Origin of the sequence: Lysobacter cavernae (genome assembly GCF_042648505.1) — a bacterium.
GTDB lineage: Bacteria > Pseudomonadota > Gammaproteobacteria > Xanthomonadales > Xanthomonadaceae > Lysobacter_L > Lysobacter_L cavernae.
Genome location: NZ_JBHRXK010000001.1, coordinates 941,290 through 966,493, shown reverse-complemented (window position 1 = coordinate 966,493; position 25,204 = coordinate 941,290). Strand labels below are relative to the sequence as shown.

23 protein-coding genes and 1 pseudogene are annotated in these 25,204 nt (G+C 67.7%); 6 read left to right on the top strand and 18 right to left on the bottom strand.

Features of this window, described 5'->3' with window-relative positions; genetic code table 11:
* Positions 1 to 72 precede the first annotated feature (72 nt).
* A complete protein-coding gene (locus ACFOLC_RS04110) occupies positions 73 to 1,887 on the bottom strand; it encodes an assimilatory sulfite reductase (NADPH) flavoprotein subunit (protein ID WP_386757766.1) in 1,815 nt (604 codons plus the stop codon).
* Positions 1,888 to 2,085: 198 nt separating this feature from the next.
* Between ACFOLC_RS04110 and cysD the strand changes: the two genes are divergently transcribed.
* Both cysD and cysN read left to right on the top strand, forming a co-directional pair.
* On the top strand, positions 2,086 to 2,997 hold the full coding sequence (gene cysD / locus ACFOLC_RS04105) for a sulfate adenylyltransferase subunit CysD (RefSeq protein ID WP_386757764.1): 912 nt from the start codon (positions 2,086 to 2,088) through the stop codon (positions 2,995 to 2,997).
* Positions 2,997 to 4,895: a sulfate adenylyltransferase subunit CysN gene (cysN, locus tag ACFOLC_RS04100; protein WP_386757762.1), complete on the top strand. Its 1,899-nt coding sequence runs from the start codon at positions 2,997 to 2,999 to the stop codon at positions 4,893 to 4,895. The genes cysD and cysN overlap by 1 nt, the downstream gene beginning before the upstream one ends.
* An 83-nt stretch (positions 4,896 to 4,978) precedes the next feature.
* Here cysN and ACFOLC_RS04095 read toward each other — a convergent pair whose 3' ends face one another.
* Together ACFOLC_RS04095 and ACFOLC_RS04090 are read right to left on the bottom strand one after the other, a co-directional pair.
* Complete coding sequence (locus ACFOLC_RS04095) at positions 4,979 to 5,227, bottom strand: GlsB/YeaQ/YmgE family stress response membrane protein (protein WP_386757760.1); 249 nt, start codon at positions 5,225 to 5,227, stop codon at positions 4,979 to 4,981.
* A 201-nt stretch (positions 5,228 to 5,428) separates the two neighbouring features.
* Entirely contained in the window at positions 5,429 to 6,922 is a 1,494-nt protein-coding gene (locus tag ACFOLC_RS04090; protein WP_386757758.1) for a M20 family metallopeptidase, read from the bottom strand.
* 215 nt (positions 6,923 to 7,137) lie between these two features.
* On the opposite strand from ACFOLC_RS04090, the gene ACFOLC_RS04085 reads away from it, so the two are divergent.
* Together ACFOLC_RS04085 and ACFOLC_RS04080 are read left to right on the top strand one after the other, a co-directional pair.
* Complete coding sequence (locus ACFOLC_RS04085; protein ID WP_386757756.1) at positions 7,138 to 7,470, top strand: ComEA family DNA-binding protein; 333 nt, start codon at positions 7,138 to 7,140, stop codon at positions 7,468 to 7,470.
* 237 nt (positions 7,471 to 7,707) lie between these two features.
* Positions 7,708 to 8,352 carry a HutD/Ves family protein gene (locus ACFOLC_RS04080; RefSeq protein WP_386757754.1) on the top strand — a complete coding sequence of 215 codons (645 nt, stop codon included), beginning with the start codon at positions 7,708 to 7,710 and terminating at the stop codon, positions 8,350 to 8,352.
* Positions 8,353 to 8,402: 50 nt separating this feature from the next.
* On the opposite strand, the gene ACFOLC_RS04075 is transcribed toward ACFOLC_RS04080, so the two are convergent.
* The 15 genes from ACFOLC_RS04075 to ACFOLC_RS04005 all read right to left on the bottom strand — a co-directional run bounded on the left by ACFOLC_RS04075 (position 8,403) and on the right by ACFOLC_RS04005 (position 23,409).
* Complete coding sequence (locus ACFOLC_RS04075) at positions 8,403 to 10,064, bottom strand: sulfite reductase subunit alpha (RefSeq protein WP_386757752.1); 1,662 nt, start codon at positions 10,062 to 10,064, stop codon at positions 8,403 to 8,405.
* Positions 10,061 to 10,978: an FAD:protein FMN transferase gene (locus ACFOLC_RS04070; RefSeq protein WP_386757982.1), complete on the bottom strand. Its 918-nt coding sequence runs from the start codon at positions 10,976 to 10,978 to the stop codon at positions 10,061 to 10,063. The genes ACFOLC_RS04075 and ACFOLC_RS04070 overlap by 4 nt, the downstream gene beginning before the upstream one ends.
* Positions 10,979 to 11,051: 73 nt before the next feature.
* Positions 11,052 to 11,861 (bottom strand): DUF4198 domain-containing protein, encoded by an 810-nt coding sequence (locus ACFOLC_RS04065; RefSeq protein WP_386757750.1) that lies wholly within the window; start codon positions 11,859 to 11,861, stop codon positions 11,052 to 11,054.
* A gap of 40 nt (positions 11,862 to 11,901) precedes the next feature.
* Positions 11,902 to 12,411, bottom strand: a complete 510-nt coding sequence (locus ACFOLC_RS04060; protein WP_386757748.1) for a DUF2271 domain-containing protein — start codon at positions 12,409 to 12,411, stop codon at positions 11,902 to 11,904.
* A 31-nt stretch (positions 12,412 to 12,442) separates the two neighbouring features.
* Positions 12,443 to 13,087: a PepSY-associated TM helix domain-containing protein gene (locus ACFOLC_RS04055; protein ID WP_386757746.1), complete on the bottom strand. Its 645-nt coding sequence runs from the start codon at positions 13,085 to 13,087 to the stop codon at positions 12,443 to 12,445.
* 14 nt (positions 13,088 to 13,101) lie between these two features.
* The gene (locus ACFOLC_RS04050) at positions 13,102 to 13,692 is read right to left on the bottom strand and encodes a Fe2+-dependent dioxygenase (protein ID WP_386757744.1); all 591 of its coding nucleotides are present in this window, start codon (positions 13,690 to 13,692) and stop codon (positions 13,102 to 13,104) included.
* A 59-nt stretch (positions 13,693 to 13,751) separates the two neighbouring features.
* Positions 13,752 to 16,088 (bottom strand): TonB-dependent receptor, encoded by a 2,337-nt coding sequence (locus ACFOLC_RS04045; protein ID WP_386757742.1) that lies wholly within the window; start codon positions 16,086 to 16,088, stop codon positions 13,752 to 13,754.
* A 179-nt stretch (positions 16,089 to 16,267) separates the two neighbouring features.
* Positions 16,268 to 16,594: a Rieske (2Fe-2S) protein gene (locus ACFOLC_RS04040; RefSeq protein WP_386757740.1), complete on the bottom strand. Its 327-nt coding sequence runs from the start codon at positions 16,592 to 16,594 to the stop codon at positions 16,268 to 16,270.
* The gene (locus tag ACFOLC_RS04035) at positions 16,591 to 17,157 is read right to left on the bottom strand and encodes a GNAT family N-acetyltransferase (RefSeq protein WP_386757738.1); all 567 of its coding nucleotides are present in this window, start codon (positions 17,155 to 17,157) and stop codon (positions 16,591 to 16,593) included. The genes ACFOLC_RS04040 and ACFOLC_RS04035 overlap by 4 nt, the downstream gene beginning before the upstream one ends.
* On the bottom strand, positions 17,154 to 18,389 hold the full coding sequence (locus ACFOLC_RS04030; protein WP_386757736.1) for a cysteine desulfurase: 1,236 nt from the start codon (positions 18,387 to 18,389) through the stop codon (positions 17,154 to 17,156). The genes ACFOLC_RS04035 and ACFOLC_RS04030 overlap by 4 nt, the downstream gene beginning before the upstream one ends.
* A complete protein-coding gene (gene sufD / locus ACFOLC_RS04025; protein ID WP_386757734.1) occupies positions 18,386 to 19,681 on the bottom strand; it encodes a Fe-S cluster assembly protein SufD in 1,296 nt (431 codons plus the stop codon). Before sufD ends, ACFOLC_RS04030 begins: the two co-directional genes overlap by 4 nt.
* A gap of 181 nt (positions 19,682 to 19,862) precedes the next feature.
* Positions 19,863 to 20,627: a Fe-S cluster assembly ATPase SufC gene (gene sufC, locus ACFOLC_RS04020; protein WP_386757732.1), complete on the bottom strand. Its 765-nt coding sequence runs from the start codon at positions 20,625 to 20,627 to the stop codon at positions 19,863 to 19,865.
* A gap of 154 nt (positions 20,628 to 20,781) precedes the next feature.
* On the bottom strand, positions 20,782 to 22,230 hold the full coding sequence (gene sufB, locus ACFOLC_RS04015) for a Fe-S cluster assembly protein SufB (protein ID WP_386757730.1): 1,449 nt from the start codon (positions 22,228 to 22,230) through the stop codon (positions 20,782 to 20,784).
* Between the two features lie 44 nt (positions 22,231 to 22,274).
* Positions 22,275 to 22,730, bottom strand: a complete 456-nt coding sequence (locus ACFOLC_RS04010) for an SUF system Fe-S cluster assembly regulator (protein ID WP_386757728.1) — start codon at positions 22,728 to 22,730, stop codon at positions 22,275 to 22,277.
* Between the two features lie 79 nt (positions 22,731 to 22,809).
* Positions 22,810 to 23,409, bottom strand: coding sequence for a c-type cytochrome (locus ACFOLC_RS04005; RefSeq protein WP_386757726.1), 600 nt, complete (start codon positions 23,407 to 23,409; stop codon positions 22,810 to 22,812).
* A gap of 128 nt (positions 23,410 to 23,537) precedes the next feature.
* On the opposite strand from ACFOLC_RS04005, the pseudogene ACFOLC_RS04000 reads away from it, so the two are divergent.
* Together ACFOLC_RS04000 and ACFOLC_RS03995 are read left to right on the top strand one after the other, a co-directional pair.
* Positions 23,538 to 24,002, top strand: a pseudogene (locus ACFOLC_RS04000) (SET domain-containing protein); the annotation flags it as partial.
* 237 nt (positions 24,003 to 24,239) lie between these two features.
* Positions 24,240 to 25,040, top strand: a complete 801-nt coding sequence (locus ACFOLC_RS03995) for a 3-hydroxybutyrate dehydrogenase (RefSeq protein ID WP_386757724.1) — start codon at positions 24,240 to 24,242, stop codon at positions 25,038 to 25,040.
* Positions 25,041 to 25,204: the final 164 nt, after the last annotated feature.

The following is a 25,204-nucleotide window of genomic DNA, read 5'->3' as shown; positions in this document are numbered from 1 at the left end:
CGTAAACGAACGTCCATGGGTTCCCGCCTTCGCGGGAACGACGAGCGAGGGCAGGAGAGGGGTGAAGGTTCATCAGTACACATCCCGCGCATATCGGCCCTGCGACTGCAGGGTGTTCAGGTAATCCCCGGCGTCTCCCGCCGACTTGCCGCCGTGCTCGGCGATTACCGCCAGCAGCGCGGCGTGCACGTCCTTGGCCATGCGCGTGGCATCGCCGCAGACATAGAGGTGGGCGCCGCCTTCGAGCCAGTCGAACAGGTCGCGACCGTGCTCGCGCAGCTTGTGCTGGACATAGACCTTGTCGGCCTGGTCGCGCGAGAAGGCGAGGTCGAGGCGGTGCAGCGTGCCGTCCTTCAGGGCCTGCTGCCATTCGACCTGGTAGAGGAAGTCGCTGCGGAAATGCGGGTTGCCGAACAGCAGCCAGTTGCGACCGCGGGTGCCCGTCGTCATTGGGCGTGTCGCCGCGCGTTCCTGGACGAAGCCACGGAACGGCGCGACGCCGGTGCCCGGCCCGATCATGATCACGTCGCGCGACGGCTCGGCAGGCAGGCGGAAGCGCTCGTTGTGCTCGATGAACACCGGCAGCCGCGCGCCTTCCTCGGCCGTGGCGAACTGGTGCGAGGCCGCGCCCCAGCGTGTGTCGCCACCGTGGGTGTACTCGACATGGGCGACAGTGAGGTGCGCCTCCTCGCCGACCAGCTTCTGGCTGGACGCGATCGAATACAGCCGCGGCGTCAGCGGGCGCAAGGCAGCGACCAGTTCCTCCGGTGCCCAGGCGCTGTCGTAACGCTGCAGCAGGTCGATGACCTGATGCTCGGCGAGCAGTCGGGTCAGTTGTGCGGCCTGGTCGGGGGCGAGCAGGCGGTTGAGCTCGTCGCTGCGCGACTGGGCGGCGTGGCTGGCGACAAACGGACGCGACAGCTTGGTCAGTTCGCGCTTCCCGCCCAGCCATTCGCGCAGCGGCAGGCTTTGGCCGGAGTGGGTCACGGCGGCGTCGCCGTCCAGCTCGAGCGTGCGCAGCACCGCCTCGACCAGCGCCGGCGGATTGCGCGGCCACAGACCCAGCGCATCGCCGGGCGCGTAGCTCAGGCCGGAGCCTTCCAGCGACAGTTCGATGTGGCGCACGTCTTTGTCGCCACCACGTCCGGTGATGCGCTGGCTGGCCAGCAGCTCCGCCGCATACGGCGCATCGCGGGTGTAGGCAGGTGCCGCGGGCAGGGGCCGCAGCGGCGTGACCGTGGCCAGCGGGGCGGACGGCTTCAAGGTTTCCTTGGCCTGGGCCAAGGCCTGCTCCAACCAGGGGGCGGCGACGCTGTCGATGTCGAGGTCGGCATCGCCGCGCGGCAGCAGGCGGGTCGCGCCGAGTTCGGCCAGGCGTGCATCGAGCTTCTGCCCGATCGCGCAGAACTGCGGGTAGCTCGAATCACCCAGGCCGAGCACGGCGTAACGCAATTGCTTGAGTGCTGGTGCGCGCTTGCCGGCGATGAATTCGACCAGGCTGCGCGCGTCGTCGGGCGGATCGCCGTCGCCCTGGGTGCTGATCACCAGGTAGAGGTGGCGCTCGTCCTTGAGTTCGCGGGTGGGGTAGGCGTCGGCGCGCAGCAGGCGCACGTGCAGGCCGGCGCTCTCGCCCTGGCGTGCCAATTGTTCGGCGACACGCTTGGCGTTGCCGGTCTGGCTGCCGTAGACGATGGTCAGGCGGGCGCCGGACTGCGCTTCGACCTGGGCCGCCACCGCGAGCGATGGCGTTGCCCCGCGACTGGCCAGGCCGGCCGCATAGCCCGACAGCCACCACAGCCCGTCCACGCCCAGGCCTTCGGTCACACGTGCGAGCGAAACCAGCCGATCCTCGGTGAGGGGCGAAGCGAGGATGGCGGGAGCGGACATCGGCCGGGCCGTGAGATGAGGGCGACGTTCGCAGGCTAGGCCTGTGCGCAGCCGGCATGAAAGGAAAGTCGGTTATGCGTTCATGCCCGGCGCTTATTTCCGGGAGGGCCGGGCCCGGCTCCTACAATGTGCCCAGAGAGCCGCGACCGCCCATGCCCGGACGCCCGGCCAGGACGCAAGCGAACCCGATCCCCGACGATGACCCTGCCAGTCGATCCAAGCCACCTCGACCGCCTCGAAGCCGAGAGCATCCAGATCATCCGGGAGGTCGCGGCCGAGTTCCATAACCCGGTGCTGCTGTATTCGGTCGGCAAGGACAGCTCGGTGCTGCTGCACCTGCTGCTGAAGGCGTTCCATCCGGCGCGGCCGCCGATCCCGTTGCTGCACGTCGACACCGGCTGGAAGTTCCGCGAGATGATCGCCTTCCGCGACCGTCGTGCCGCCGAGACCGGCGTCGACCTGCGCGTGCACGTCAATCCCGACGGCGTCGCGCAGGGCATCGGCCCGATCAGCCACGGCGCCAGCGTGCACACCGACGTGATGAAGACGCAGGCGCTCAAGCAGGCGCTGGACCAGTACGGTTTCGACGCCGCCATCGGCGGTGCCCGCCGCGACGAGGAAAAATCGCGCGCCAAGGAGCGCATCTTCTCGTTCCGCAGCGCGCAGCACCGCTGGGACCCGAAGAGCCAGCGCCCCGAGCTGTGGAGCCTGTACAACACCCGCCTGCACAAGGGCGAATCGGTACGCGCGTTCCCGCTGTCCAACTGGACCGAGCTCGACGTGTGGCTCTACATCTACCGCGAGCGCATCCCGGTGCCGTCGCTGTACCTGGCGACCAGGCGGCCGGTGGTCGAGCGCGACGGTGCCTTGATCCTGGTCGATGACGCACGCCTGCCGCTGCACGAGGGTGAGACGCCGATGCTGAAGCAGGTCCGCTTCCGCACGCTGGGCTGCTACCCCTTGACCGGCGCGATCGAATCGCAGGCCGACACGCTGGAGAAGATCATCGCCGAGATGCTGGTGGCGACCACTTCCGAGCGCCAGGGTCGGGTGATCGACCACGACCCCGCGGCGTCGATGGAAAAGAAGAAGCAGGAGGGCTACTTCTGATGACACTTGCACGCGCCATCGACGTCGATGTATCGACCTACCTGCACCGTCACGAAACCAAGGGCCTGCTGCGCTTCATTACCTGCGGCAGCGTCGACGACGGCAAGAGCACGCTGATCGGCCGTCTGCTGCACGACAGCCGTGCGCTGTTCGCCGACCAGCTGTCCACGCTCGAATCCGACAGCCGCCGCCACGGCACCCAGAACGGCGAGATCGACTATGCGCTGCTGCTCGACGGCCTGTCAGCGGAGCGTGAGCAGGGCATCACCATCGATGTCGCCTACCGCTTCTTCAGCACCGACAAGCGCAAGTTCATCGTCGCCGACTGCCCCGGACACGAGCAGTACACCCGCAACATGGCCACCGGCGCGTCCACCGCCGACGTCGCCGTGGTGCTGGTCGATGCGCGCAAGGGCCTGCTGACCCAGACCCGCCGGCACAGTTACATCGTCTCGCTGCTCGGCATCCGCCACGTGCTGCTGGCGGTGAACAAGATGGATCTGGTCGATTACGACCAGGCCGTTTTCGACGAGATCGCCGACGGCTATCGGGCGCTGGCGGCGCAGCTGGGCATCGAGCACGTGCAAGCGGTGCCGCTGTCGGCACTGAAGGGCGACAACCTGCTGCAGCGCTCGCCCGCAACGCCGTGGTACGACGGGCCGAGCGTGCTCGAGTATCTGGATACCGTCGATGCCGCGCGTCCGCGTGCCGACATTGGCTTTCGCTTGCCGGTGCAGTGGGTCAATCGCCCGGATCGCACCGATAAGAGCCGGGATTTCCGTGGTTTTGCCGGCACCGTCGCGGCGGGCGCGGTGCGGCCCGGTGACGAGGTTGTTGTGCTGCCGTCGGGGCGGCGTTCGACGGTCACGCGCATCGTCACCGCCGACGGCGACCTCGCTGTCGCCAGTGAAGGCCAGGCGATCACGCTGACGTTGGCTGACGAGCTCGACATCAGCCGCGGCGACGTCATCGCCGACGCCAAGCAGCCGCCGCAGGTGGCCGACCAGTTTGCCGCGCACCTGTTGTGGATGGGCGAGCAGGCGTTGCTGCCGGGCCGGCCGTACTGGCTCAAGCTTGGCACGCGCACGGTCGGCGCCAGCGTCACCGAGATCAAGCACAAGACCGACGTCAACACGCAGGAGCCACTGGCGGCCAAGCACCTGGAGCTCAACGAGGTCGGCTACTGCAACCTCTATCTCGACCAGCCGCTGCCGTTCGAGGCCTACGCCGACAACCGCACGCTCGGCGGCTTCATCCTGATCGACCGCCAGACCAACGCCACCGTCGCCGCCGGCACGCTCGACTTCGCCCTGCGCCGTGCCGGCAACATCCACTGGCAGCACGTCGACGTCGACCAGGCCGCGCGTGCGCGCAGCAAGGGCCAGCGGCCACGCTGCGTGTGGTTCACCGGCCTGTCGGGTGCGGGCAAATCGGCGATCGCCAACCTGGTCGACAAGCACCTGCATGCACTGGGCTACCACACCTTCATCCTCGACGGCGACAACGTCCGCCATGGCCTCAACAAGGACCTGGGCTTCACCGACGAGGACCGTGTCGAGAACATCCGCCGCGTCGCCGAGGTCGCCCGGTTGATGACCGAGGCCGGCCTGATCGTGCTGGTCAGTTTCATCTCGCCGTTCCTGGCGGAGCGACGCATGGCGCGCGAGTTGTTCGCCGCGGATGAGTTTGTCGAGGTCCATGTCGACACGCCGCTGGCCGTGGCCGAGCAGCGCGACGTCAAGGGCCTGTACGCCAAGGCGCGTGCCGGCCAGTTGCGCAACTTCACCGGCATCGACTCGCCGTACGAGGTGCCGGAATCGGCGGAGCTGACCCTCGACACGGTCAACGCGTCGGCCGAGGCGCTGGCGCAGCGGGTCATCGACTACTTGCTGGAGTGACACCTACAGCTTGTGTCCGGCATGCTTGGTCAGCCCACAAAAAAACCCCGGCCTGTGCCGGGGTTTTTCGTTACGGCCGCCGCTCAGGCTGTGGGCTTGGCGGTCTTCCTGCGGATCAGGTCGTAGACGAACAGCAACACGACCGCGCAGATGATCGAGATGATGAAACCGATGAAACCACCGCCGGTGTACAGCAGGCTGCCGATGTAGGCGCCGACGATGCCGAGCAGGATGGTGATGATCCAGCCCATCGGGTCGGCACCCGGCTTGAAGAAACGTGCGAGTACACCGATAACCGCGCCGATGATGATCGTGTAGACGATGCTGCCCATAGCGTCCCCTCCTCAGGGTGGTTGGTGACACGCCGGCATCCTAGCAGTCCCCTCTCCCGACGCGCTGTGCGCGTCGACCCTTCGACAGGCCCAGGGCAGGCTCTCTCCCGCCAGGGGAGAGGTGATCTCCACGCTGACTTCTCCCTCTCCCCATCGTGGGAGAGGGACAGGCCGCCAATGGCGGCCTGGGAGAGGGCCGGCTCAGCAGCAGCCGTGGCCGCCGTGGCGGTCGCCGCTGTCCGGCGCCACCGCCGCGCCGGTGGTCTCGCCGCGCTGGCTGGCGGCGTGGTGCTCGGCGATCACCCGTGACACGCAGGCGGTGACGCGCTTGCCCATCGGGATGTGCAGGAACTCGTTGGGGCCGTGCGCGTTGGAGTGCGGGCCGAGCACGCCGGTGATCATGAACTGCGCGCCCGGGAACTTCTCGCCGAGCATGCCCATGAACGGGATCGAGCCGCCTTCGCCCATGTACATCGCCGGCTGTCCGTAGAATTCGCGGCTGGCCGCGTCTATGGCGCGGGTCAGCCACGGCGACTGCGCCGGGGCGTTCCAGCCGCTGGAGGACTTTTCCAGTTCCAGCGTGACCTGGGCGCCGTTGGGCGGGTTGCTCAGCAGCACCTCCTTGAGCAGCTCGCCGGCGCGCTTGCCGTCCAGGGTCGGCGGCAGGCGCAGCGACAGCTTCACCGAGGTGTAGGGACGCAGCACGTTGCCGGCCGAGGCCAGCGCCGGCATGCCGTCGACGCCGGTCACCGACAGCGCCGGGCGCCAGGTGCGGTTGAGCACCAGTTCGGTCAGGTCATTGGCCATCGGCGTCATCCCCGGCAGCAGCGGGAACTTGTCGAAGATGGCGGTATCGAGCACCTGCGCGGCCTTGCGCGCCTGCTCCAGGCGCTCGGCCGGCACGTCGACGTACAGGCCTTCGATCAGGATCTTGCCGCTGGTCTCGTCCTCCAACCGCGACAACAGCTGGCGCAGCAGGCGGAAGCTCGACGGCACGATGCCCGAGGCGTCGCCCGAGTGCACGCCTTCGCTGAGCACCTTGACGGTGAAATTGCCGCCGGCCAGGCCGCGCAGCGAGGTCGTGCACCACAGCTGGTCGTAGTTGCCGCAGCCCGAGTCCAGGCACACCACCAGCGACGGCTTGCCGATGCGGTCGGCGAGGTGATCGACGTAGGCGGGCAGGTCGTAGCTGCCGGACTCCTCGCAGGCCTCGATCAGGATCACGCAGCGCGCGTGCGGCAGCTGCTGCTCCTGCAGCGCCATGACCGCGGCCAGCGAGCCGAAGATCGCGTAGCCGTCGTCGGCGCCGCCGCGGCCGTAGAGCTTGTCGCCCTTGATGACCGGCTTCCACGGGCCGAGGTCGGCGTCCCAGCCGGTCATCTCCGGCTGCTTGTCGAGGTGGCCGTACAGCAGCACGCAGTCGGCGTCGCTGCCACCGTTGGCGGCGGGGATGTCGATGAAGATCAGCGGCGTGCGGCCGTCCAGGCGCACCACCTCGACCTGCATGCCCGGGATCGACTGCGCGCGGGCCCAGGTCTCCATCAGCTTGACGGCGTCGTCCATGTAGCCGTGCTTGACCCAATCGGCGTCGAACATCGGCGACTTGTTGGGAATACGGATGTATTCGACAAGCTGCGGGACGATTTCGTCGTCCCATTTCTCGCCGACGTAGCGATCGACCTTGCTGGTGTCCATGGACAGGAGCCTCGAGCGGGGGAAAGCGCAAGTTTACGCCTCTGCACCGGATAGGACTTTTCCTACCGTGTGCCGCGGTGTCCGCCGGCTTCGCCGCGGCGGTTCCGGCGATACGCTGGGGCCCTGCAGGTGAGGAGACTGTTTCCACCGGCAAACGCGGATGTACCGCAGCCTGCCGGCCGGAACGGAATCCACTCATCTCACGGAGTCATGCCATGAAGTCGTTCGCCCTCATTGCCCAGTCCCTGCTGTTGTCGCTGTTGCTGGCCGGCACGGCCTTCGCCGCCGACAAGGTCAATATCAACACCGCCGATGCCGCCACCATCGACCGGGTGCTGCTCAACGTCGGCCCGGCCAAGGCCGATGCCATCGTCGCCTACCGCAAGGCCAACGGCGCCTTCCGCAGCGCCGAGCAACTGGCCCTGGTCAAGGGCATCGGCCTGAAGACGGTCGAGAAGAACCGCGACCGCATCGTGGTCGGTGGCGCCGCGCCGGTGGCGAAAAAGACGGCCGTGGCCGCTGCACCGCGCCCCGTCACCCGGCGCTGAATGTCCCGGCCGGGCCGCACGGAAGCGGCGCCGGCCGTCGACCGGGCAAGGATGCCCTTCAAGGATTCAGGGGGAGAGCCCTGGACATGGACGTACGACCGCCCGGCCCGTAGATGGATCTGCGGGTCGGGCGGTGCTTTTTTGTGGCTTCGCTCGACGGTGTGCTGTGTGAGCGTGGACCGGATCACCGATCCGAACGCTCGCTAGACTGTTTCCAGGACAGTCAGGGTGGAATCGATGGCAATCGCAGACAGCGGCCGTTCGTGGGTGATCCCGGCCAATGAATACCGGCGCGAACGCTGGCGCAATCAACTGGGCTGGACGCGCGAGATCCTCGCCGGCGCCGTGACGGCGCCGATCGACGCGACGGCGCTCGCCGCAAACGACGCCCGGCCCTGGGACTGGCGCCTGTCGATCGCCGAGATCGAACGCGATGCCGCGTTCTCGGTCTTTCCCGGCGTCGATCGCGAACTGGTGCTGCTGTCCGGCAACGGCCTGCGCCTGCGCTTCGACGACGGCGAGGTGCAGGAGCTGCATCCGCCGCACGACCGGCTGCGCTTCGCCGGCGAGCGTGGGGTGGTCGGTGAGCTGCTCGACGGCCCGACCCACGACTTCAACCTGATGTGGCGGCGCGAACGCGTCCACGCCGATCTCTGGCACCGGCCGCTGGTGGGGCCGATGGTGATCTTCGTCGAGCCGCACACGACCTGGGCGGTGCATCTGATCGCCGGTCAGGCGCAATTCGCTGACGCCTCGGGACTGCCGCCGTTGTCCGCCGGCGACAGCGCGATCTTTGCTGCCGGTGGCGAGCGCCTGCGGCACGTGCTCGACGGCGGCGGCGAGGCGCTGTTGATCCGGGTCGAGTCGCGCCCGCCGGCTTAGTCGGTCTCCAGTGGCGGCATCGCGTGCTTGGCACGCGCCGCCATCGCCGCTCAGTAGACGTCGCGGCGGTAGCGGCCGTCGGTGGCCATGGCTTCCAGCGTATCCAGGCCGACCGCCTCGCGCAGCACCGCGTCGACACCCGGCGCCATGCCTTCCAGGCTGCCGCAGACGTAGACAGCAGCGCCGTCGGCGAGCCAGTCGCGCAACCGGTCGAGCTGTCCGCGCAACCGGTCCTGCACATAGGTTTTCGGTTGGACGTGATTCCCGGGGCCGCAATCCTGATCGCGCGAGAACGCCAGGTCGAGCCGCTGCAAACGGCCGTCGTGCAGCCAGGCCTCGATCTCGTCGTGGTAGTGGAAATCGTGGGCGGCATTGCGCTCGCCGAACAGCAGCCAGTTGCGGTAATGGCCCGCACCGATGCGCGCCTTGAGCAGGGCGCGCAGACCGGCCAGGCCGGTGCCGTTGCCGATCAGGATCAACGGGCGGTCGTCGCTGGGCGGGTGGAACGAAGGATTGCGGCGGATGCGCAGGTCGATTCGTTCGCCCGGCGCCGCGTGCGCGGTCAGCCAGCCGCTGCCGCTGCCGAGGCGGCCGTCGGGATGACGCATCTGCCGCACCAGCAGCTGCAACGAGCCGTCGGCTGGCAACGAGGCGATCGAGTACTCGCGGTGCGGCAGTGCCTGCAGACTGTCGGCGACGGCCTGCGGCGTGCGTGCGTGCACTGCGGCAGGGTCCGGCAGGCGCGAGCGGGCGAGCAGGGCCGCCAGACTCAAGCGCTCGTCGGCAACGATCACTTCGGTGGTGCCGTCCAGTCCGCTCTGCCCGAGCCAGTGGACGATGTCGGTCTGGGCGTGCCGCGGCCCGATCTCGACGAGGTCGCCGGCCTGCCAATCCAGGTCGGCCGCTTCATCGGGCGTCAATGCCAGGTGGTAGGCGGGGCCGCCGGCGCTGCCCGGGTTGAGCCATTGCCGTGCCTGCAACCGCCACGGCCGGTACGCGGGGACGCTCCAGTCCGGCAGGTCGAGGTGGCCGGCGAGCTGGCCGAGGTGATGCTGCCAATGCCGCAGCGCGCCGGCGTCGCCGGCGTCGACTTCGATGCGGTCGAACAACGGTTGCGCGCCGTGGTGGTGCAGCCATTGGTCGAGGCGACGACCGAACGCACAGAAGCGGTCGTAGCTGCGATCACCGAGCGCCAGCACCGCATAGCGCAGGCCATCCAACGACGCCGCCTGGCCGAGTACACCGCGGGTGAAGCCGAGGACATGGTCGGGCGGGTCGCCTTCGCCGGTGGTGCTGACGATGAACAAGACCCGGTGCCGCTCGCGCAGCATCGCCACCGTCACCTGATCCAGCGGCAGCACCTGGACCGGCGTGCCGGCGTCGCGCAGGGACTGCGCCGTGTGCTCGGCCAGCTGCTGGGCAAAACCGGTCTGGCTGGCCCAGGCCAGCACGACGGCATCGGCGTCTGAGGGGGAGGCGGCGGATACCTGTGCTTGCCGTCGCGCCCGTGCCAGCAGCCAACCGCAGAACCCGGCATAGGCCAGCACCACCGCGCCCGCCGCGATCCAGCGCCCGTCGCGCGGCGCCGCGACCCACCAGGCGTCCGCCTGCCAGCGGCCGAACGCGATCGCAACCGCCAGCAAGGCCAGCAGCGCCAGCGCATTGCCGAGCCAGGCCCATGCCGGCGCGGCCGGAGACAGCGTGCGGCTCATGGGGCGAGCAGGGCGATGAAGGCCGGTGTCATGCGTTCGCCACGGCCGTCACCACGCGTGTCGACGAAGCGCGCGGCCAGTCCCCGCGCGCAGGCGAAGTCGTAGCCGGCGTCGCTGCCGAGCACGGTCAAGGCGGTGGCCCAGCCGTCGGCGTGCATGGCGTCGCGGGCGATGACAGTGACCGCCGCCGGCGCATCGCGCACCGGCGTGCCCGTGCGCGGGTCGAGGGTATGGCTGTACTGCCGGCCGTCGTGCTCGTAGCGATGCCAGCGGTCGCCGGACGTCGCCACGGCGTGGCCATCCAGCGCCAGCACGCGCGGCTCGCTGTCGTCGTATTCGTCGCCGGACCAGGCTTCGACGATCACGCGCCACGGCGTGCCATCGGGCTTGCGGCCGTAGCCGTACAGCTCGCCGCCGACTTCGACCAGCGCGGCGGCGACGCCGCGTGATTTCAGATGCGAGGCCACGGCATCCACCGCATGGCCCTTGGCGATCGCGCACAGGTCGAGGTGCGTGCCGCCGGGTTGCAGCACCCGGCGTGATGCGGTGTCGAGTTCGATGCGACGCCAGCCGACGCATTCACGCGCGGCCGCGATGGCGTCGGCCTGGGGCGGCGTGCCGCGCCCGGACGGACCAAAGCCCCAGGCGTCGACCAGTGGGCCGACGGTGGGGTCGTAGGCGCCGTCGCTGTCGCGCGCGATGTCAAGCGCGCAACACAGTACCGTCCAGAAACCGCCCGGCAGCACCTGCCAGCTGCCGGCGGACGCGGTGTTGTAACGGCTCAGGTCCGAGTCCGCCTCCCAGTTGCTCATCTGCGCCACCACGGCGCCGAGCTGCGCCTGCACCTCGGCGTGCAGCGCGTGCAGGTCGGTGGAGCGCGGCACGGCCAGCTTCACCGACCAGGTCGTGCCCATGGTCTGCCCGCCGATCGTGTCGATGGCGGCGGGCAATGCGATGGAGGCAGGAGCGGACAACGCGGCGACCGGATTACTGCGGCAACACTTCCAGCGTGGCGACGTAGCCCAGGCGGCGCTGCTTGGCCTGTTTCACCGTGGTCTTGTGGTCCTCGGTGTTGGCTTCCAGCCAGTACATGCCGGCTTCCGGCCAGGTCACGCTGAACTCGCCGCTGGCATTCGTCTTCACCTTTATCTCGTCCTGCGCGTTGCGGTAGCGCGTACCGCCGCGGACGATCTCGATGTCCAGGTTCGCCGCCGGCTTGCCGTCGATCTGGAAGCGGAACTTCGCTTCCTCACCGGCGAACAGGTCGTTGGGATGCGTCACCGGCACCAGCTCCAGGCCCACGCCGCTGGACTTGAGCGCGGCCTCGCTGGGCGAGCCGTTGGTGACATAGGTCTCCACGCGGCTCACCGACTGGGCCACTTGCAGGTTCTTGGCGTTCTTCGGCACCTCCGTGGCGAAGGTTGCCTCGGTGCCGCGCCAGCGCTTGGGCTGGCCGTTCTCTTCCCAGCTGCCGGTGACGTAGTTGTTGACCACGCCAATCTTGTAGGTGCCGGTCTGCTTGAGCTCGACGTCAAACACCGTGCGGTACTTGCCGGTGGCGCTGTTCTGGGGAGTGACCGCACTGCCGTCGGGCGCGGTGATGCGCAGGTTGTCGGTCTTCAGCGGCACGTGGTTGAAGTAGAACAGGTCATTGGACACCGCCGCATCGACGGTCACCCACGGGTTGTTGCCGGCCAGCACGGTCTGTGACGGCTGCAGCCAGGCCTTGTGGGCCTGGGCGGCGAACGGCAGGGACAGCGCCAGGGTCAGCGCGGCGAGCTTGAGGGAAGGTTTCATGGTGGAGCTCCGATGAGGGGGGCGTTAGGTAAGAGAGGGGTCAGGGCTTGCTGGCCAGCGTGACCAGGCCGAGTTCACTGGTGCCCTGGGCACGTCCGCTGCCGGCGCCGCCCCACTTGAGCGGGATCTTCAGCAGTTCGCGGCCGCCGACTTCGCGCGCGGCTTCCACGACCAGGGTGTAGTCACCGGCCGGCAGCTTGGCCAGTTCCGGATGCCGGTCGGTGAACTTCAGCGCGTGCTGGCCAACCGGACGGGTCGGGCCGGTGACGCCGTCGACCGGCACCTTCAGCGTGCGGCCGCTGCGGCGCCACCACTGGCGCAGGTCGGGCAGCCACTTGGTGCCGTGGCCTTCGGCTGTCGACTTCTGCTGGTACCACACGGCCAGGTTGGCCAGCGCCTTCTGATCGGCACCCTCGACCCAGATCGCCACGTACGGGCGGTGGTACTCGGCGACGTTGAGCTGCGGGATCTGCAGGTTGAGGTTGATCTCGGCCGAATAGGCCGGCAGGGCCAGCAGGCCGCTCAGGGCGATGGTCAGTTGCACACGCATGGGGGTCTCCGGAGCGTCGTTTCGATGGGAGTCAATGAATGAAGATCAGTACCAGCAGCACCGGCAGCACCAGGCCCAGGCCAACGTAGGGCCAGGTCATGCGCCGCTGGCGCGCGTGCATCTGCAGCAGGAACAGCCCGGTGATGCAGAACACCAGGCAGGCCACGGCGAACACGTCGATGAACCAGCGCCAGGCGGCGCCGGCGTTGCGGCCCTTGTGCAGGTCGTTGAGGTAGGCGATGGCGCCGCGCGAAGTGCTTTCGTATTCGACCGCGCCGCTGGAGCGGTCGATGCTGAGCCAGGCGTCGCCGCCCGGACGCGGCAGCGACAGATAAATCTCGTCGGCCGACCATTCCGCTGCCTGCGAACCGATCGACACCGCGAGCTCGTCGTTGAGCCACGCGCTGACCGTGCCGGGCAGCGGTGCGTTGCCTTCCTCGCGCTTGCCGAGCGCGCGCAGCACGGACGCGGGCACTTGCGCGGTTTCGTTGATCACCACCGGCTTGGCCTCGATCGCCGCCGAATGGTTGAGCGTGATGCCGGTGGCGGCGAACACCAGCATGCCGACCAGGCAGATCGCCGAGCTGATCCAGTGCCAGTGGTGTAGTGTGCGCAGCCAGAAACCGCGGCGTTGCTGGCGGCTGGCGATATCGGTGGAGGAAGAGGCGGGGGCCATGCGATGCGGTCCGATCAGGTCTCGGCCCAGCGCCGCAGCAGGTTGTGGTACACCTCGCGCAGCAGACTCTGGATCCAGAAGAACGACGCGACGCGCTCGCCGCGCGTGACCGGCGTGACCTTGTGCAGGCTGGTGCCGGGGTAGAGGAGCAGGTCGCCGGCGGCCAGCTTGACCCGTTGCGCGCCGTAGGTGTCCTCGATGATCAGCTCGCCACCGTCGTAGTCTTCCGGCGCACTCAGGAACAAGGTCGCCGAAAGGTCGGTGCGGATCGCCTCGGCGCCGCCGCGGCTGCGGTCGTAGCGCACCGCGTTGTCGACGTGGAAGCCGAACGACTGGCCGCCGCCGTAGCGGTTGAACAACGGCGGGTAGATGCGTTGCGGCAGCGCTGCCGAGAAGAACGTGGTGTTGCGCGCCAACGCATCGAGGATCAGCGCACCCAGCTCGCGCGCGACCGGGTCGTTTTCCGGCAACTGCGCGTTGTCCTTGGCCAGGGCCGACTGGTGGCCGGCGGTGATCCGGCCATCGGTCCAGGCGGCCTGCGCCAGCCGCTCGCGGCAATGCGCGACCTGGTCGGCGGTGAGGACTTGCGGTACCTGCAGCAGCATCGTCTTCTCTCGGTGCGCCGCCCGGCGGAGCGGGCGGCGCGTGGACGGCGGAGTCCGGATTAGAACCTGTAGGCGGCGCTCAGCACCACCGAGCGGGCATCGCCCGGTGTCGCCCAGCCGTTGTTGCGCACGCGGATGTAGTACTCCTTGTCGAACAGGTTGTTGGCGTTGAGCTGCAGGCTGAGGCGATCGCTGATCTCGTAGCCGACCATCGCGCGGTGGCTGGTGTAGCCCTTGATGTCGCCGGCATTGGAGCCGGTGCCGGTGTAGTACGCGTAGCCGCTCTGATAGGTGATGCCGTAGCCGAAGCTCCAACGGTTCCAGTCGTAGGTGGTCCACAGGCTGCCCGCGCGTTCCGGCGTGCCGCTGATCGGCCGGCCCTCGAGCGGGTCCGGGTTGGCCGGCGTGTTGCCGCAGGCGGCGCTCGGATTGGCCAGGCAGTTATCGGACACGCCCTGCAGGACCTTGCTGTCGAGGTAGGTCACGTTGGCAAAGACCGACCAGGCGTGGGTGATGTGGCCGGCCACGCCCAGCGACACGCCATCCACGCGCGCCTCGCCGTCGAGCTGCTGCTCGCCGGACGGGTTGGCCGGATTGCCCGGGTCGGACACCTTGTAGTTCTCGCGGTCGTTGCGGAACACCGCGGCGGTCACGGCCAGGTTGTCCAGCACGTCCCACTTGGTGCCCAGCTCGATGTTGACCGCCGATTCCGGGTCGGCGCTGCAGTTGGCGGTGCCGGTGGTGCTGGTGAGCGTGCACGAACCGTTGACCGAGGCCTTCGACGGCGTCTTGCTGTTGGCGTACGACAGGTAGATCGAGCCGTTCTCGGCCGGCTTGAACACCAGGCCGGCGCGGTAGGAGAACAGGTCGTCCTCGTTGGTGGCCACGGGCGCGCGGCCGAGGACCGTGCCGATGTTGCTGTTATCGGCTCCCGGCGCGGCGCTGAAGGTCTTGACGTTCCAACTGACGCTGTCGCCCTCGTTGTGCTCGTAGCGCGCACCGAGGTTGAGCATCCACTGCTCGTTGAACTTGAGCGTGTCGAAGACGTAGACCGCCTGGTTGTCCAGGGTGCCTTCGCTGCGACCGGTCAGGAAGAAATTGCGCGGGCCGGTGTAGAACGAGTCCGGGTCGGCGATGCTGACTGGCGGCAATATCGCCGGCGTTCCATTGGCGGTGCGCAGGACGGCGCCGCTGTCGAGGTTGAAGGTTTCGTGCGAGAACGACACGCCGGCGACCAGCGCATGCTCGACCGTGCCGGTATTGAAGCGCGTGGTCAGGTCGGTCTGGCTGATCGCGATGGCGTTGCGGGTATCGCGGGAATGGCCATGTGGACCGGTCGCCGTGATCAGGCCGGTGCCCGGCACGGCGCCGCGCGCGCACGGCGCGCCGGTAGCCGGGTTGATGCCGCTGTCCAGGCACCAGGTACCCTGCGGGGCGTCGACGATGCTGAGCTGGTCGACCTGCTGGAAGCGCGCCAGGCTGCGCAGCGTCGTGCGGTCGCTGAAGTCGTGCTCGAACACGCCGGTCAGCATGTCGACATCGATCTCCTGCTGGTCGATGTTGTGGTAACCGTAGTAGTTGCTCGGGTCGACGCCCGGCAGCGGCCCACCAAAAGTGCTGAAATACGGCACGCCGTACTGCGGAATGTTGTCGTCGCTCTGGTGGAAATAGCTCAACGTGAAGCGGGTGTCGGAGCCCAGGCCGAACGCCACCGACGGAGCGATGCCCCAACGTTCGAAATTCTCGTAGTCGCGACCCGGGGCGTCGTTCTGGTGCGCCATCGCGCTGATGCGGAACGCCGTGCCGTTGTCGAAGTCGGTATTGCTGTCGACGGTGATGCGGCCGTAGCTGTCGGTGCCGACACCGGCCTGCAGCACGGTGAAGTCGCCTTCGCGCGCGGCCTTGCTGACCAGGTTGATGTTGCCGCCAACCGAGCCGGCACCCGAGTACACCGAGTTGGCGCCGTTGATCAGCTCCAGTGCCTCGGTGTTGAAGGTGTCGGTGCGGCTGTACTGGGCGCTGTCGCGCACGCTGTCGGAGGTGATGTCGCTGTTGGCGTTGAAGCCGCGCAGGGTGATGCTGTCGCCGTAGCCGCCGCCGCCTTCGCCGGCACCGAAGGTGATGCCGGGCAGGGTGCTCAGCACGTCGCGCAGCGACAGCAGGCCCTGCTCGTCCATCACGTCCTTGGTGACCACGGTGATCGTCTGCGGCGTGTCCAGCAGCGGCTCGGTGTACTTCACCGAGCTGGGCTTCTCGACGTGCTGGCCGTGGACTTCGACCTTGTCCAGGTCGGTGGCCTGCATCGGCTCACCGACCGGGTCGGCCAGCACGGTCGCGCTGAGGATGAGGGCAAGGGCGCCGGCGAGCGGCGAGACGACAAACTTCCTGTTGGCCATGGAATCCCCGAAACAGAGCATTGGTGCGGCCGGCGGCCGCTTCAATCAGCAATGTTAATGAGATCGATTCGCATTTTCAACGAGAGCCGGACGCGATCGGGCTGGCTGACCATCCCGGCAAAGCCGGGGCCGGTCACAGGAACGATCAGGAATTCCTTGAAGAGCCTTCTAGAAGCGGATCAAGTGCGGTCGTCGCGGGTCCAGACGCCGCCGTCTTCGACCTTGACCGGAAAACGGGGCACCGGCTCGTAGGCCGGCGCACACAGCGGGCGGCCGTCGCGCACGTCGAACCTGGCGCCGTGCAGCACGCATTCGACGGTGGCTTCCTCGCCGTCGTAGGTGCCGGCCGAGAGCTCGTAGTCCTCGTGCGAGCACTTGTCCTCGAGGGCGTAGTAGTCGCCGTCGTAGTTGACCACCAGGATCGGCGTGTCGCCGTCCCAGGCCACGGTCGATTCGCCGGGCAACAGCTGCGAGGTGGCGCAGACGAAAACCCAGGCCTCGTTCACAGCGCCTTCTCCAACACCTCGAACTGCAGGTCATCGCGCTTGGGTTGGCCGAAGCGCTCGTCACCATAAGGGAAGGGCTTCTTGATGCCGGTGCGGTGGTAGCCGCGGCGCTCGTAGAACGCAATCAGTTCCTCGCGCACGTCGATCACGGTCATGCGCATCGCCGCCAGGCCCCAGTCCTCGTGTGCGATGCACTCGGCCCGCGCGAGGACGATCTTGCCGATGCCACCGCCTTGCTGGGTCGGGCGCACCGAGAACATGCCGAAATAGCCGGCGCCGTCTTCGATCGCGATATGGGCACAGGCGAGCAGTTCGCCATGGCCATCGGCGCCACTGCGCTCGGCCAGCAGGATCACGCTGTGCGGGCGATCGATGCAGGCCTGGATGTCGTCGGCACCGGTGCGGCGGCCGCCGAGCAGGTCGGCCTCGGTGGTCCATCCCTGCTTGCTGACATCGCCGCGGTAGGCCGATTCGACCAGTGCCACCAACGCGTCGATATCGGCGTGGGTGGCGTTGCGGAACTGGATGGGCGGCGCGCTGGCCGATTCGATCGGTGTGCTCATGCCAGCAGTTTACGAACCTTGCGCAGGGCCGCAACGAAGGCCTCGACCTCGTCGTGCGTGTTGTAGAAAGCCAGCGAGGCGCGGCAGGTGGCCGGCACACCGAAGTGTTGCATTAGCGGGTGCGCGCAGTGATGGCCGGAACGGATCGCCACGCCCTCCAGGTCGAGCAAGGTCGCCAGGTCGTGCGCATGCGCGCCCTCGACCAGGAAGCTGATCACCGCCGCCTTGTCAGCGGGACGGCCGAAGATGCGCAGGCCTTCGACTTTCGACAGTTCCTCGGTGGCGTGCGCCAGCAGGGCCTGCTCGCGCGCCTCGACGTGATGCATGCCCAGGGCGGACAGGTAATCCACAGCCGCGCCGAGACCGATGAAGCCGGCGATGTTGGGAGTGCCAGCCTCGAACTTGTGCGGCGGGTCGTTGAAGACGGTGCCTTCGAAGCGTACCTCCTTGATCATCTCGCCACCGCCGATGAACGGCGGCATTGCGGCCAGGTGCTCGCGCCGCGCCCACAGCGCGCCGGTGCCGGTCGGGCCGCTCATCTTGTGGCCGGTGATGGCGTAGAAGTCGCAGCCGATGGCGCTGATATCAAGCGCGCGATGCGGCGCTGCCTGCGAACCGTCGACGGCAGTGACAATGCCACGCTTGCGGGCCTCGCGGCAGATCTCGCGCACCGGGTTGACGGTACCGAGCACGTTCGAGACGTGGGTCAGCGACAGCAGCTTCACTTCGGCGGTGAGCAACGAATACAACTGCGGCAGATCGAGCTCGCCGCGCTCGTTGAGTTCGGCGACTTTGATCGTCGCGCCGGTGCGCTGCGCCACCAACTGCCACGGCACGATGTTGGCGTGATGTTCCATGCGCGTCAGCACGATGGCATCGCCCGGCTGCAACCGCGGCAGCGCCCATGAATAAGCGACCAGGTTGAGCGCGAAGGTGGTGCCGCTGCACAGCACCAGCTCGTCGCCGCGCACGTTGAGGAACTTCGCCAGCTTGTTGCGCGCGCCTTCGTAGGCGTCCGTGGCTTCGGTACCCAGCGCGTGCACGGCGCGGCTGACGTTGGCATTGTGATGGCGATAGAAATCGTCGACTGCGGCGATCACCGACTCCGGCTTCTGCCCGGTGTTGGCCGAGTCGAAGTAGATCAGCTGCTTGCCGTGGACCTGGCGGGTCAGCAATGGGAAGTCGGCGCGGACCTGGGCCCAGTCGATGGCGGTGTCGAGCGAGGCGTTCATGTCGTCTCCAACTGCGTCAGCGCGGCATTCAGGCGGGCAGTCAGCGACTCGCGCAGCGCGGCGTCCTCGAATACGGACAGCGTTTCGCGGCAGAAGGCGGCGGTCAGCAGGGCGCGTGCCTGTTCGGCCGGTACACCCCGGCTGCGCAGGTAGAACAGCGCGGTCGCATCGAGTTGGCCGACCGTGGCGCCGTGCGCGGCCTGCACCTCGTCGGCGTGGATCTCCAGCACCGGCTGGGTGTCGATCTCGGCGCCCTCGCTGAGCAGAAGGTTCTTGTTCGACAGGTTGGCGGCGGTGCCGTCGGCGCCTTCGCGGATCGTGATGCCGCCGTGGAAGGCGGCCTTGCCACGGCTGGCGCCGAGGCCGCGCCAGGTCAGATCGCAACTGCTGGCGCGACCGACATGGTCGATGCCCAGGCGAGTGTCGAGATGGCGCTTGCCGGTGGCGAGCAGGACACCGTTGGCGTGCAGGCGCCCGCCGTCGCCGTGCAGGGCGACGTTGAGTTCGTGGCGCGACAGGCCGGCGCCGAGCTCGAGATCCAGGCGCTTGTAATCGGCCTGTTTCGCCAGCACTGCGTCGGTGCGGGACATGAGCGTGGCGGTGCTGGCCTCGTCTTGTACACGCGCATGCCGAAGCGACGCATTAGCATCCAGGTGCACATGCATCACGGCATTGGCCAGGTGGTTGTGCGCGCCTGCGCCAAGCTGGTGCTCGACCACGGTCAGCGACGCGCCTTCGCGAAGTTCGATCAGGTGGCGCAGGTGCCAGGCGCGATCGGCACCGCTGGCGGTGCCGATGAAGACCAGGTGGATCGGTTGAGAGGCCTGAGCACCGGCCTCGGCGCGCAGCACGACGCCGTCGTCGGCGAGAGCGGCGTTGACGCGGGCGAAAATTTCATCGGCACGGTCGAATTTGCGGGCGAGAAAATTTGCATCGCGCGCGGCGCCATCGCTGAGCACCTGCGACAACGGTTGCAGCGTGATGCCCGCCGGCAACCCGCGGCTGTCGCTGTGGGCGGCATCAAGGCGACCGTTGACGAAAACGATGCGCGGCGCCGGGATGTCGGCGAGCAGCGCCGTATCGAAGGCGGGCACACTGTTGTCCGCAGCGGCGAAGCGGCGCCGTTCGAGCGAGCGCAGCGGCGTGTACTTCCAGGCCTCCACCCGCGCGTGCGGGATGCCATCGCGCAGCGCCGCGTCGAGCGCGGCCTTGCGGCTTTCGCCCAGGCCGGCAGCCTCGCGCGCGGCGAGCGTGTCGAAGGCGGTCGCGAAGGAGTCGAGCAGGGCGCTCATCGCGATGCCTCGCTGACTATTGCAGACGTCATCCCCGCGAAGGCGGGGACCCATGGGCGTTCGTTCCTGAGGTCGATGAACAGCAACGTCCATGGATGGCCGTCTTCGACGGCACGATAAGGCAACCCGCCTACGCGGGAATGACGGGCAATTGCAGCGGCCGGAAGAAGCGGTCCACCGATCACGCTGCTGCCTCCGGGGCGATGCGCTCCTTGATCCACGCGTAGCCGTGCTGCTCCAATTCCAGCGCCAGTTCCGGTCCGCCGGTCTCGACGATGCGGCCGTCGGCCAGCACGTGCACCACGTCGGGCCGGATGTAGTCGAGCAGGCGCTGGTAGTGGGTGATGATCAGGAACGCGCGATCGGGCGAGCGCAGCGCGTTGACGCCCTCGGCGACGTTCTTGAGGGCGTCGATGTCGAGGCCGCTGTCGGTTTCGTCAAGGATCGCCAGCTTCGGCTCCAGCACCGCCATCTGGAATATCTCGTTGCGCTTCTTCTCGCCACCGCTGAAGCCTTCGTTGACGCCGCGGTTGAGCAGATCGTCCTTCAGGTGCAGCACGGCCAGTTTCTCGCGCACGCGCTTGAGGAACTGCATCGAGTCGAGCTCGCTCTCGCCGCGCGCCTTGCGCTGGGCGTTGAGCGCGGTGCGCAGGAAGTAGGTGTTGTTCACGCCGGGGATTTCGACCGGGTACTGGAACGCCAGGAACACGCCGGTGGCGGCGCGTTCTTCCGGTTCCAGCGCGAGCAGGTCCTGGCCGTTGAACGTCACCGTGCCGGCGGTCACCTCGTAACCTTCGCGGCCGGCCAGGACATTGCCGAGCGTGGACTTGCCGGCACCGTTGGGGCCCATGATGGCGTGCACCTGGCCGGGCTGCAGTTCCAGCGACAGGCCCTTGAGGATTTCCTTGCCGGCAACGGAGACGTGGAGGTTGTCGATCTTCAGCATGTTCGGTATTTCCGGTGTTTGAGCCCCTCTCCCGGCGGGAGAGGGGTTGGGGTGAGGGTTCGGCGAAGCCGCCATGGCTCAGGCGCTCATGACTCCGCCGCACCCCCATCCGCCCTTCGGGCACCTTCCCCCGGAGGGAGAAGGGAATATCTGATCAACCCACCGAGCCTTCCAGGCTCACTTCCAGCAGCTTCTTGGCTTCCACCGCGAATTCCATCGGCAGCTCGCGGAATACCGACTTGCAGAAGCCGTCGACGATCATCGACACCGCGTCCTCCACACCGATACCGCGGCTGCGACAATAGAACAGCTGGTCGTCGCTGATCTTCGACGTGGTCGCCTCGTGCTCGACGGTCGCGGTCGGATGCTTGACCTCGATGTACGGAAAGGTGTGGGCGCCGCATTTTTTGCCGATCAGCAGGCTGTCGCACTGGGTGTGGTTGCGCGCACCCTCGGCGCCGCCGAGCACCTTGACCAGACCGCGGTAGGTGTTCTGGCCGCGGCCGGCGCTGATGCCCTTGCTGATGATCTTGCTCTTTGTGCGCTTGCCGACGTGGATCATCTTGGTGCCGGTGTCGGCCTGCTGGCGGTGGTGCGTGAGCGCGACCGAATAGAACTCGCCGGTCGAGTCGTCGCCGAGCAGCACGCACGACGGGTACTTCCAGGTGATCGCCGAGCCGGTCTCGACCTGGGTCCAGGAGATCTTCGAGCGCGCGCCGCGGCATTCACCACGCTTGGTGACGAAGTTGTAGATGCCACCGACGCCATTCTCGTCACCCGGGTACCAGTTCTGCACCGTCGAGTACTTGATCTCGGCATCGTCCAGCGCGATCAGCTCGACCACCGCCGCATGCAGCTGGTTCTCGTCGCGCATCGGCGCGGTGCAGCCTTCCAGGTACGAGACGTAGCTGCCTTCCTCGGCGATGATCAGGGTGCGCTCGAACTGGCCGGTGTTCATCGCGTTGATGCGGAAGTAGGTGCTCAGCTCCATCGGGCAGCGCACGCCCTTGGGGATGAACACGAAGCTGCCGTCGGAGAACACCGCCGAGTTGAGCGCGGCGAAGTAGTTGTCGCCGGTCGGCACGACGCTGCCCAGGTACTGCTTCACCAGCTCCGGGTGGTCGTGGATCGCCTCGGACAGCGAGCAGAAGATGACGCCCTTCTCGGCCAGTTCCTTGCGGAAAGTGGTGCCGACGGAGACCGAGTCGAACACCGCATCCACCGCGACGCCGGCCAGCTTGGCGCGTTCGTGCAGCGGCACGCCGAGCTTCTCGTAGGTGTCGAGCAGCTCCTGCGGCACTTCGTCGAGTGAGGCGTACTTGGCCTTGGGCGCGGAGTAGTAGCTCAGCGCCTGCAAGTCGATCGGGGCGATGTTGAGCTTGGCCCAGTGCGGCATCGGCATGGTCAGAAAATGCCGGTAGGCGGCCAGGCGCCAGTCGGTCATCCATTCCGGCTCGTCTTTCTTGGCCGAGAGCGCGCGGATGATGTCCTCGTTGAGGCCCGGCGGCAGGCTGTCGGATTCGATGTCCGTGACGAAGCCGGCCTCGTACTTGCGGCCAAGCTGCTCGTGGATCTCTCGGTTTTCGATTACTTCGGTGGCCATCGGGCTGCCTACAGGATTCGTTGTTGCATGGCGGGCGCGGCCCGCTACGCGTTGGCCAGGCGCAGGTCGATGCGCTTGGCCGTTGGTTCGGGAGGTGGGGGTGGTGCCAGCATCTGCGCCAGCGTGACGCCGCGCAGGGCGTCGATCACCACGTCGTTGATGCGGCGCCAGTTGGCGCGCACGCCGCAGGATTGCTCGATGCCGCAGTTGCCGGCATGGACGCTGCACTCGGTCATGCCGAGCGGCCCTTCCATGGCGATCACGATTTCGAGCAGGCCGATCTCGTCGGCCGGGCGCATCAGGCGGTAGCCGCCGTTGGTGCCACGGAAACCCTCGACCAGTCCGGCCTGGGCCAGCGGCTTGAGCAGCTTGCTGACGGTCGGGGGCTCCAGACCGGCGCGCTCGGCCAGTTCTGACGCGCTGAGCACTGCGTCGGAATGGTGGGCCAGGACGGTCATGACGACCGTCGCGTAGTCGGTGAGCTTGGTGACGCGGAGCATGGCGTTTGGCCGGGGGGTGAATCCGTACCGGAATTGTACGGTTTCGGGCCGCTCCGGCCAAGCGCGTGCCAATCAAGGTTCAGGTGCCGGGCATGGCCGCGGCCGGGACTGCCGCGGTGGCGGGAGGCGGCCCAGGCAGCATCAGCTCGAAATAGGGCGCCGGCGGCGGCTGCCCGGGCGGCAGGTACCCGGGCGCGGGGCCGCCACCCGGGCCCAGCGACTTGATGAAGTGGTAGAGCGCGCGGCGGTCCTCGACGCTCATCGCGCGCACGGCGAAGTCCGGCATGATCGGGCGCGTCCTCAGCTTGGCGCTGTAGTCCAGCCACTGGGCCTCATCCATGGCGGCCAGGGTCTGCCGCAGGTTGGCGGCGTAGGTCGTGCCCCAGGGGCCCTTGTAGCCCAGTGGCGATCCGGTCAGCCATTGCGACTTGTCGGTCTTGCCCTGGGCTTCGGCGTAGCCCGCGGTATGGCAGTCATTGCAGCCGGCGATGCGGATCAGGTATTCGCCACGGGCGACCAGGTCGGCCGGGCTGCTGGACGTGCTGGCGGACGTACTGGTGATAGGGGTCGCCACTGCAGCCGGTGCCGCGCCGTCGCGTTGGCAGGCGCCGACGGCCAGCGCGGCACAGCCGACCAGGAAGGAAGGGAGGAGCGTGCTTTTGGAGGGGCGTGTTTTCATCGTGCGCGCGTCGTCAAGGGAGAACACGCCAACGCGTTGCGCGGGGTCAACCGGACAGCCGTCGTGGCGGTGGCCCATCGATCCGGGTCAAAATGGCGGCGAACTCCTCCCAGACTTCGGAAGCCTGCATGCCGCGCAAGATTGTCGCCCGTCGTTCCGCCATTCACGGCAACGGCGTGTTCGTCGTCGCCCCGATCGCCAAGGGCGAACGTGTCATCGAATACAAGGGCCGCCGCCGCACCCACGAGGAGGTCGACGCCGGTGACAGCGGCGACGTGGACTCTGGCCACACCTTCCTGTTCACGCTCAACGACGAGTACGTGATCGATGCCAATTTCGAGGGCAGCACCGCGCGCTGGATCAACCACAGCTGCGCACCCAACTGCGAGGCGGTACTGGAAGAGGACGACGGCGACGACCGCCGCAAGGACAAGGTGTTCATCGAGGCGATCCGCGTCATCGCACCGGGTGAGGAGTTGTCCTACAACTACGGCATCAGCCTGGCCGAGAAGCACACCAAGGAGCTGAAGAAGATCTGGGAGTGCCGCTGCGGCGCCGAGGACTGCACCGGCACCATGCTGCAGCCGAAGAAGGACAAGAAGTCCAAGAAGAAAAAGAAGGACAAGAAAGAAAAGAAGGCCAAGGACAAGAAGAAGTCCAAGAAGGACTGATCACCCGTATCAATGGCACGTGCCCGATGCGGAGCGCGCAGCGGGCAATGCGCCAACGGGTAATGCACCAATGGGCAATGGTGCCGCCCGGGCCGGGCGCGACACTGCGGTCATCCGCGCCGACTACCATGGCACGGTCCGTCCAGGCAGGAGTTCCCCATGAGTTCGATGGAAGGCAAGGTCGCGGTCGTCACAGGCGCGGCCAGCGGCATCGGCAAGGAGATCGCGTTCGAGCTGGCCCGCGCCGGCGCCGCGGTCGCGATCGCCGATCTCAACCACGACGGCGCGCAGGCCGTCGCCGCGCAGATCGAGCAGGCCGGTGGCCGCGCGCTGGGCCTGGCCATGGACGTCACCGACGAAGCCGCGGTCAATGCCGGTATCGAAGCGGTGGTGCAGCGCTTCGGTGGCCTCGACGTGCTGGTGTCCAACGCCGGCATCCAGATCGTCAACCCGATCGAACAGTTCGCCTACGCCGACTGGAAGAAGATGCTGGCGATCCACCTCGACGGCGCCTTCCTGACCACCAAGGCCGCCTTGCTGCACATGTACCGCGACGACGGCTCCGGCAACAGCCGCGGCGGCGTGGTGATCTACATGGGCTCGGTGCATTCGCACCAGGCCTCGCCGTTGAAGTCGGCCTACGTCACCGCCAAGCACGGCCTGCTCGGCCTGGCGCGCACGCTGGCGAAAGAGGGCGGCCGTCGCGGCGTGCGCAGTCATGTCGTCTGCCCGGGGTTCGTGCGCACGCCGCTGGTCGACAGGCAGATTCCCGAGCAGGCCCGCGAGCTGGGCATCAGCGAGGACGAGGTCATCGGCAAGGTGATGCTTGGCAACACCGTCGACGGCGTGTTCACCACCGTCGAGGACGTGGCCCGGACCGTGCGCTTCCTGGCCGAATTCCCGAGTGCCGCGCTGACCGGGCAGAGCATCGTGGTCAGCCACGGCTGGCACATGCAATAGACCGGTCACCTGCTTGCGATGCAGGCAGGGATCGTTTGGTTGCCATGACTTCCGCCAGTCGGTGGTTCGCGCCGATACCGCTAGGCTGCGCGTCGCTCGGGCAATGAAGTGCGTGCCGGAGCTAGTTCCAGCACGGATCGCCGGTTGAATCGCCTGTGCAAGGC

Excerpts from the sequence above, each read along its gene's own strand:
- ACFOLC_RS04110 (WP_386757766.1), bottom strand. The coding sequence starts at position 1,887 with ATGTCCGCTCCCGCCATCCTCGCTTCGCCCCTCACCGAGGATCGGCTG.
- cysD (WP_386757764.1), top strand. The coding sequence starts at position 2,086 with ATGACCCTGCCAGTCGATCCAAGCCACCTCGACCGCCTCGAAGCCGAG.
- cysN (WP_386757762.1), top strand. The coding sequence starts at position 2,997 with ATGACACTTGCACGCGCCATCGACGTCGATGTATCGACCTACCTGCAC.
- ACFOLC_RS04095 (WP_386757760.1), bottom strand. The coding sequence starts at position 5,227 with ATGGGCAGCATCGTCTACACGATCATCATCGGCGCGGTTATCGGTGTA.
- ACFOLC_RS04090 (WP_386757758.1), bottom strand. The coding sequence starts at position 6,922 with ATGGACACCAGCAAGGTCGATCGCTACGTCGGCGAGAAATGGGACGAC.
- ACFOLC_RS04085 (WP_386757756.1), top strand. The coding sequence starts at position 7,138 with ATGAAGTCGTTCGCCCTCATTGCCCAGTCCCTGCTGTTGTCGCTGTTG.
- ACFOLC_RS04080 (WP_386757754.1), top strand. The coding sequence starts at position 7,708 with ATGGCAATCGCAGACAGCGGCCGTTCGTGGGTGATCCCGGCCAATGAA.
- ACFOLC_RS04075 (WP_386757752.1), bottom strand. The coding sequence starts at position 10,064 with ATGAGCCGCACGCTGTCTCCGGCCGCGCCGGCATGGGCCTGGCTCGGC.
- ACFOLC_RS04070 (WP_386757982.1), bottom strand. The coding sequence starts at position 10,978 with ATGGGCACGACCTGGTCGGTGAAGCTGGCCGTGCCGCGCTCCACCGAC.
- ACFOLC_RS04065 (WP_386757750.1), bottom strand. The coding sequence starts at position 11,861 with ATGAAACCTTCCCTCAAGCTCGCCGCGCTGACCCTGGCGCTGTCCCTG.
- ACFOLC_RS04060 (WP_386757748.1), bottom strand. The coding sequence starts at position 12,411 with ATGCGTGTGCAACTGACCATCGCCCTGAGCGGCCTGCTGGCCCTGCCG.
- ACFOLC_RS04055 (WP_386757746.1), bottom strand. The coding sequence starts at position 13,087 with ATGGCCCCCGCCTCTTCCTCCACCGATATCGCCAGCCGCCAGCAACGC.
- ACFOLC_RS04050 (WP_386757744.1), bottom strand. The coding sequence starts at position 13,692 with ATGCTGCTGCAGGTACCGCAAGTCCTCACCGCCGACCAGGTCGCGCAT.
- ACFOLC_RS04045 (WP_386757742.1), bottom strand. The coding sequence starts at position 16,088 with ATGGCCAACAGGAAGTTTGTCGTCTCGCCGCTCGCCGGCGCCCTTGCC.
- ACFOLC_RS04035 (WP_386757738.1), bottom strand. The coding sequence starts at position 17,157 with ATGAGCACACCGATCGAATCGGCCAGCGCGCCGCCCATCCAGTTCCGC.
- ACFOLC_RS04030 (WP_386757736.1), bottom strand. The coding sequence starts at position 18,389 with ATGAACGCCTCGCTCGACACCGCCATCGACTGGGCCCAGGTCCGCGCC.
- sufD (WP_386757734.1), bottom strand. The coding sequence starts at position 19,681 with ATGAGCGCCCTGCTCGACTCCTTCGCGACCGCCTTCGACACGCTCGCC.
- sufC (WP_386757732.1), bottom strand. The coding sequence starts at position 20,627 with ATGCTGAAGATCGACAACCTCCACGTCTCCGTTGCCGGCAAGGAAATC.
- sufB (WP_386757730.1), bottom strand. The coding sequence starts at position 22,230 with ATGGCCACCGAAGTAATCGAAAACCGAGAGATCCACGAGCAGCTTGGC.
- ACFOLC_RS04010 (WP_386757728.1), bottom strand. The coding sequence starts at position 22,730 with ATGCTCCGCGTCACCAAGCTCACCGACTACGCGACGGTCGTCATGACC.
- ACFOLC_RS04005 (WP_386757726.1), bottom strand. The coding sequence starts at position 23,409 with ATGAAAACACGCCCCTCCAAAAGCACGCTCCTCCCTTCCTTCCTGGTC.
- ACFOLC_RS03995 (WP_386757724.1), top strand. The coding sequence starts at position 24,240 with ATGAGTTCGATGGAAGGCAAGGTCGCGGTCGTCACAGGCGCGGCCAGC.